This is a genomic window from Moorena sp., assembly GCF_982860115.1.
Genome location: NZ_CEYLVT010000092.1, coordinates 19,829 through 27,347, shown reverse-complemented (window position 1 = coordinate 27,347; position 7,519 = coordinate 19,829). Strand labels below are relative to the sequence as shown.

Genomic DNA, 7,519 nt, shown 5'->3' with positions numbered 1-7,519 from the left:
ATTCGCTCAATTTAAGATATATCAAGGGTTACAGGGCGCTTGTCGCCCCCCCAGCTAATTGCACGACTACAATGGGCAAATCCAGTCTAGAGATGTCGTGCGTCTTCTTAACATTGCGGCAGAAAAATCCATTGATGATGATTATTGGAAAGACCGAGTTCTAGTTCCCACAGCAATTCGACGTTGTTTGGATAAATGTAGCGAAGAAAAAATTGGAGAAATAGAACAAGAAAATGAACCGTTACAAACGGTATTTGATAAATTACGTCAATTAGAAGCAGATTATAAAAAAAGCCCTTTTCAACTAGAAAGTATTGGCTTATCTACAGAAGACATTAGCCTCCTTAAGCAAAATGGGGTCATTATCGCTGACGGCGATAAGTATTACGTTTCAGAAATATTTCGTTTAGGATTAGGGTTTTCCCAAAATGCTGGCAAAGCAAAAGTTCTGGGTTTAGCTAAGCGAGCTAGACAAAGACTCTAGATGATGCTTATTAACGGTTTATTTACCTCTCCCCTCCTTCAAAGAAGGTGATTGAAACGCTTAAGGGAGCAGGGCTGTTTCAAAATTCAATAACTTAGAGCGAGAGAGGGGAATAAGTTCAACGTATTGGTTCAATAAACAATGAACCATCACGAATCAACACTCTTCCCCAGTCTCTTGCTTTACGAACTAGGCTCTAACAACTAATTCGACCATTTTTGGGCAACTAACTCAGCCAAATCTACAACCCGCTGAGAGTATCCCCACTCATTGTCATACCAGGCAACAACCTTAACCATATCGCCACCCATGACCATAGTTAAGCTAGAATCCACAATTGAGGAAGCATCATGACCCCTGTAATCACAGGAAACAAGAGGTTCGTCGCCGTAAGCCAAAATTCCCTTGAGTGGACCTTCAGCTGCTTCTTTGAGCACTTGATTGACCTGCTCAGCAATGGTACTTTTCTCCACTTGAACTACCAAGTCAACGATAGATACATTGGGAGTTGGTACCCGCAGAGCAATACCATTGAGTTTCCCTTTCAGTTCAGGAATCACTAGGGCTACTGCTTTAGCCGCACCAGTAGAGGTAGGAACAATGTTGAGCGCTGCTGCCCGAGCCCGACGTACATCCCGGTGGCTGGCATCAAGAAGACGCTGGTCACCAGTGTAGCTGTGGGTTGTGGTCATTGTTCCTTTGATAATGCCAAACTGTTGATGCAGTACTTTGGCAAAGGGAGCTAGACAGTTAGTAGTACAGCTAGCATTGCTAATCACATTATTTCCTTCGTCGACGTAGTCTTCGTGATTAACACCCATGACGTAGGTGGGAACGTCTCCTTTGCCAGGAGCAGTGATTAGCACTTTCTTAGCACCAGCAGCTATATGCTTGCCAGCCCCATCCTGATCTCGGAAAACACCAGTCGCTTCGATAACTAGGTCAACACCCCAAGAGTCCCAGGGCAAGTTCAAGGGGTTCCGGTCGGATACACACTTGACAGTTTTTCCATTAGCTGTTATCGAATTTTCATCACAACTGATATCTGCATCAAGTTTGCCCAGCATTGAGTCGTATTTGAGCAGATGGGCATTTGTCTTGGGATCAGAGGTATCATTGATTCCCACTATCTCTAACTGGCTATTCTCCCGAGTCAGCCAGCATCTCATAAAGTTGCGTCCGATGCGTCCAAAACCATTGATCGCTACTCTAATCACTGCTTCTTGCCCTCTGTAATTCAAAGTAAATATTTTCTTAATGATCCCAATAATATCGCAAAGGCTGAAACAATTTGAAACTTTTACTGAACTAATCTGGTTTGATGTACTCGTTTTGAAGCCAGATGGGTATACTTATCTCCAAAGCTGGAGGTTTTGGCAGGAGAGTCAGTTATGGGGATGGCACAGATCTGATCTGGCCGAGGCTTCCTGATTTTACTCACGCCATGTCTTAATGCAGTTGCTCCCAAAGCCCCTCTCCCCTAACCAGTCTCAACCGATTAGTTTGGTATTTAAGTCCTAAACTCCCGTGGTTGGCAGTGATACGGATAAACCAAAAAATCACCACTAGCTCTGCTCTAGTGCTATTTTATGGGTCTGGGGACGTTTGTCCGGATTGAGAACTCTTGTTGACGTGTAATATATACGACAATCTAGGTACTCAAAAATCAGTTATGTAACAGTTACGTTATCAAACTTAAGGTATTATTCCCCTGTTTGACAGTACAGATGTACTTATTTACCAAAAATTATTCCTGGATCTGTATTTTTCCTGATATGATAGCGCGTGTTATTGGCAAATTAGGCGTGTGCGGTGTGGTGTGTAAGGAGTTAAAATGCCAAAGACTGTTGATTTCAGTAATAAACCATTTCATTTCATTGGTATTGGCGGAATTGGGATGTCAGCTCTTGCCTACATCCTAGCAAAACGCCAATTCCGAGTATCTGGCTCGGATACTCGGACAACCCATATCACGCAACGTTTGCAAGCAGTAGGTGCTCATATCTTCAAACAGCAGTGTGCTGCCAACTTAGAATTTTTCCAATCAAGGAACGCAGCAGCTTGCGAAGACTTAGCAGCTAGAAGGGTTAGCACGACTTTGAACCCAAAAGCGATCACAGAAATCTCACAATCAAGTCCGACTATATCTTTAGCGGAACCCTGTTTAGGCTTGCCTCAAGTTATCTGTTCCACAGCAATCAACCCATTAAACTCTGAGTATCAGGCAGCTTTAAAGCTAGGTTGCCCGATTTTTCATCGCTCAGATTTACTAGCCGCGTTGATTGAACACTATTACAGTATAGCAGTCGCTGGAACTCATGGGAAAACTACAACTAGCAGTTTGCTCGGGTATCTACTGTGGCAAGCTGGTTGTGACCCCACCATGATTATCGGTGGTGAGGTGGATGCTATCGGTGGTAATGCCAGGCTAGGAAATGGATCATTACTGGTTGCTGAGGCTGATGAATCCGATGGTTCATTGGTTAAGCTCTCCGCCGAGATTGGTGTAGTAACCAATATTGAGCTGGATCATCCAGACCATTACCAGAAGTTAGAGGAGGTTGTTGAAATATTCCAGACCTTCGCGAAGCGCTGTAAGAAGTTAGTGGGATGTATTGATTGTGAGACAGTACGTACGCAACTAAAACCAAATATCAGCTATAGTCTACGGCGGGATATGGGGGCCGACTATAGCGTTGATGATGTAACGTATGAAGCTAATGGCACTACCGCCAGAGTTTGGGAGGGTAATCAGGTTTTAGGTAGGTTGGAGCTGAAATTGCTGGGGAAACATAATCTCAGCAATGCCCTAGCCGCAGTAGCAGTAGGACGAAATTTGGGGTTGGAATTTGACGCAATTGCCTCGGGGATCGCTAGCTTTGAGGGAGCCAAACGCCGATTTGAGCTGCGGGGCAAGTGCAATGATATTAGTTTTGTGGATGACTATGCTCACCACCCCAGTGAAATTCAGGCAACTCTAGCTGCCGCAAGAATTCAGGTCAAAGCTGACCAGCGAATAATTGCAATTTTCCAACCCCACCGATATAGTCGTACCCTGAGGTTTCTTCCCGAGTTTAGTGTTTCCTTTAGTAACGCTGACTTGGTGGTTATCAGTGATATCTACAGTGCTGGGGAACCAGATTTAGGAGAAATTAGTGGGGAAAACCTTTATCAGGCGATCGCATCTAACCATAAGGATGTGCATTACAAACCAACTCTCGAATCAGTGGTAGAGTTTCTCAAGCAAATTCTCTGTCCTGGGGACTTAGCCCTATTCTTGGGAGCCGGTAATCTCAATCAGATTATTCCTAAGGTCATGGGGTTTTACCAACAGCCTGACAATGGCTTAGTTAAGCAGAATTTAGCCCCAAAGCATCAATAATTGTGAATCAACCTAGGGAATCTTAACTATAGACCTACAGAGAACAGAAGTATAATCTCAAGCCTCTAGTATACTCGTGAACCAACTTTACACGAACTATTCTCGGTACTCTACCCCCTAGGAACTTAAGCCAATTCCACTGCCAAAAACCGATCGGCATTATTTTCATTGTGTGTAGATCCGACTCTCTACCCTGATTTTCCTGATGATAACTAGCGTGCTAACCCAGAAAAAAACTCCTTCCCAGTTAAAGTTGTATATTCCAGGAACCAATTGTCCACTTCAGTCCCAGGTATCCTTAGCCAAACTCACCTCATTTCGTGTGGGAGGTCCAGCTCAGTGGTACGTCGCCCCTAGGAGCCTAGAAGACCTACAAGCTAGTTTCCAGTGGGCTCACTCCCAAAAATTACCCCTAACCCTGTTAGGGGCGGGTTCCAACCTTCTAGTCAGCGATATCGGTTTACCGGGTTTGGTAATTTGTACTCGCTATCTGCGCCATACTCACTTTGATGCAGATACAGGGAGAATTACCGCCAGTGCTGGTGTACCGATTGCCAGACTGGCATGGCAGGCTGCCAAACGAGGCTGGGAAGGGCTAGAGTGGGCTGTGGGCATACCTGGAACCGTTGGTGGTGCTGTAGTGATGAATGCTGGTGCCCACAAAAATTCCACAGCTGATATTCTGTTTCATACAGATGTTCTATCCCCTGATGGCTCAATAGCCCAACTCACTAGCCAAGACCTAGGCTTTAGCTATCGCACCTCAATCCTTCAAGGTAGCGATCGCATAGTCAGCCAGGCAACATTTCAGTTAAAACCGGGTGCTGACCCAAAACAGGTGCGCTCATTGACATCGGATCATTTGGCAAGACGACACACTACCCAACCTTACCACCTACCTAGCTGTGGCAGTGTGTTCCGCAATCCTGATCCCTATGCTGCTGGTTGGCTAATTGAACAAATTGGTCTAAAAGGCTACCAAATTGGTGGTGCTAGAATAGCTGAACGCCATGCTAACTTTATACTTAACTGTGGTGATGCTAAGGCTAGCGATATCTTCCGCATGATCCACCATATACAGGAGCAAGTAGAAAAGCACTGGTCACTCTGTTTAGAGCCAGAAGTGAGGATTTTAGGCGATTTTACCAAAAAACTAGCAGTTGAAAGCCCTATGTCTTTAGAGCAGGGATAAAAACCAGTGAGGGGATTTATCCCCTCCTATGGTTCCAGTGGATATCCCAAAACCGATCCTGTTGGGGAATCAGTTCAAAGCTGATCACAAAGCTGATCACCAACAGTATCAATTTTTAGTTTATGGTTGTGCTTGGCTAAACTAGAAAAGAACGGGAGGGAGTTAACTATATCGCTTCCGCCCATGTATGAATAAGGACACCGGGAAGTTATTCCCCTATTTCCAGCTGCTTTTAAGGCCAGAAAAGGTCAAATAGCATCACAATAGATACACGATAGATACACAATAGATAAAGGTTAATCACCACAGGATTTCTAATGTCAGCGCGCTCCTTGCCCATAGACTGGACTTAGTGCCGACCTGGGCAGGGGTTAAAACCGTGCTTGACGTTTGTTTTTCCTCCCCGGTCATTAGACAGGGCGTTTCTAAACTTAACTGGGATTTTTTATGACACAAGACAAAGGAAAAGGATTTGGTCTCGGTCTCGGCAAGATGAAAGAACTAGCCGAAGCGTTCAAAAAAGCTCAAGAAGTTCAAAAGGGTGCCAAAGAGCTCCAGGATCAGTTGGAGCAAATGGAAATTGAGGGAACATCAGGGGAAGACGGTAAGGTGAAGGTGTTTCTCAGTGGCAATCAGGAACCCCTACGTGTAGAGATTTCTGAGGATGCTATCAATCAAGGAGCTGAGGCTTTATCTGAACTGGTGTTAGCAGCCATGAAAAATGCCTATGAGACCTCCACAGCCACTATGCGGGAGCGCATGGAAGAACTTACCAGTGGGTTAAATTTACCAGGTTTATAACCTCATCGGTCAATCCCCACTCGGGATTCCGTAGGAAAAAACTAAAGGCATGAGGACATTAATAATTCTAAATGGCTCCAAACCTCATGCCTAATATCCTATTAATGCTTGACTATTTATCAAGATTTGAGTAAAACGAAGCTACCTGTAGCTTTGGCAGTGAACTAACTCCATAATATAAGCTCTTAGCCACCTGTATATTGGCTGCTTCTGTCAAGTTAATGGCATCATGAAAGGCGAGTTCGGGAAAGTTTTGATAAATTGTGTACAAGTTGAGAACCTTGATATTTTTGGGAAAACCTTTCTCAAGTTGCTGACCCGCTGCTACCAATTTGGGATAATTGGCTTGCACTTGTTCCTGGTAAACCTTTCCTAACTGCTGCAAAATTTCCTTTTCTGCTGGTTTGATCTTGTTGTTGCCACGACCAGTGATTTCTGGTTGGACAGCAACTAGTAAAGGAATTCGCTGTCCTGCTGTTAAACGCAGCATATGTCTGAGGTTATTGCGATAGCGCGTCAATCGACGTTCCAGTTCATCGGATTCCTGAGGAAGATACTTCTTCAGTGGCATAACGTCCCCCCTCACCACTAGAGACCGCTGACTCACTGACGGCTGAGGATCAAAAACCCAGTATGTGATTGCTTTAGCGAGATAAGTTTTTGTAACAAAATGCTTCAACTGTTGGGTGAGATGAGCCCAAAAATGCCCGGTCGCATTTTGCAAGAAGGCTTCTGTGTTAGGAATATCTGTTAAATTTTGGTCACTGGGGGTGATCAAGTCTGTGTATCCACCCAACACTATTACTGCGTCTGGACTGTAAGGTAAAATCTTGAGAGCTAACTGAGCTAGTGTATTGCCAGAGGTATACCCTGGTACGGCGGCGTTGATTACACGATACTTACCATTTCGGATCTTTGGCGGCAGAGCAAGTGCTTGCTTTAATTCCGGTTCAGAAGGGGGTAAGGTCATCGGTCGGTATTTCTGTGGGGAACTCCTCTGCTGTTTTATCCGTTGATTGAGACGAGCTTCTAAGTAGCTGGCTATGGTAACTTGATTATTGGCATTCCCTTGACCGAAGGCTGTCGAGCCACCTAACAAAAAAATCCGAATTTCATTTTTGGGTTTGACCAAGGGAACGGGGTCGTCGTCCCGGAAACCCTGCTCATTAATGCGCCAGAAATCACTCTGTTGCTTCCCCAATAAACTGTAACCTACAGCTAGATCCCGTTGGACAGCTAGATCACCAAGGTCTGGTAATCCATCATAAAGCTGCTGTGTCTGGTCAACGAACTTGGGACGGTAAACAGTGAAATCTCTGGGTGCGCCCTTGTAGGTAGCTATATCATTAATTTTGCCGACCGCAGCCACTAATAAACGAGCCAACAATTCCACAATCATCAAACTTAGAACTATCCCTGCGAGCATCGTCAGTAGGTTAAACCGTCGGCGGCGCTTGCGGTAAAGGCTACGGCGCGACTTAAATAGTAAATCTCTTCCTTGCATAACCGTTCTTGTTAGGAGGTATCCCTTTACAACTTGGTGTCTTTAAATCACTGCGTTGCTAGACATTGAACCATGAAGCGACATCGGACTACATGGGTTCAACTATCCCATAGAGCCATTTCGTTGCTAAACTTAACACGGCGCAGCTAGTAGTTG

6 protein-coding genes are annotated in these 7,519 nt (G+C 44.9%); 4 read left to right on the top strand and 2 right to left on the bottom strand.

Annotated features, from left to right (window positions below):
• The first annotated feature begins 58 nt into the window (after positions 1–58).
• Positions 59–484: a hypothetical protein gene (locus tag AC4II3_RS16990; protein ID WP_488010184.1), complete on the top strand. Its 426-nt coding sequence runs from the start codon at positions 59–61 to the stop codon at positions 482–484.
• Positions 485–687: 203 nt separating this feature from the next.
• On the opposite strand, the gene AC4II3_RS16985 is transcribed toward AC4II3_RS16990, so the two are convergent.
• Entirely contained in the window at positions 688–1,701 is a 1,014-nt protein-coding gene (locus AC4II3_RS16985) for a type I glyceraldehyde-3-phosphate dehydrogenase (protein WP_488010198.1), read from the bottom strand.
• 617 nt (positions 1,702–2,318) lie between these two features.
• On the opposite strand from AC4II3_RS16985, the gene murC reads away from it, so the two are divergent.
• The 3 genes from murC to AC4II3_RS16970 all read left to right on the top strand — a co-directional run bounded on the left by murC (position 2,319) and on the right by AC4II3_RS16970 (position 5,859).
• Entirely contained in the window at positions 2,319–3,866 is a 1,548-nt protein-coding gene (murC, locus tag AC4II3_RS16980; RefSeq protein ID WP_488010185.1) for a UDP-N-acetylmuramate--L-alanine ligase, read from the top strand.
• A 205-nt stretch (positions 3,867–4,071) separates the two neighbouring features.
• Positions 4,072–5,058 carry a UDP-N-acetylmuramate dehydrogenase gene (gene murB, locus AC4II3_RS16975; protein WP_488010186.1) on the top strand — a complete coding sequence of 329 codons (987 nt, stop codon included), beginning with the start codon at positions 4,072–4,074 and terminating at the stop codon, positions 5,056–5,058.
• A gap of 447 nt (positions 5,059–5,505) precedes the next feature.
• The gene (locus AC4II3_RS16970) at positions 5,506–5,859 is read left to right on the top strand and encodes a YbaB/EbfC family nucleoid-associated protein (RefSeq protein WP_008180753.1); all 354 of its coding nucleotides are present in this window, start codon (positions 5,506–5,508) and stop codon (positions 5,857–5,859) included.
• 112 nt (positions 5,860–5,971) lie between these two features.
• On the opposite strand, the gene AC4II3_RS16965 is transcribed toward AC4II3_RS16970, so the two are convergent.
• On the bottom strand, positions 5,972–7,363 hold the full coding sequence (locus AC4II3_RS16965; RefSeq protein WP_488010187.1) for an SGNH/GDSL hydrolase family protein: 1,392 nt from the start codon (positions 7,361–7,363) through the stop codon (positions 5,972–5,974).
• Positions 7,364–7,519 lie beyond the last annotated feature (156 nt).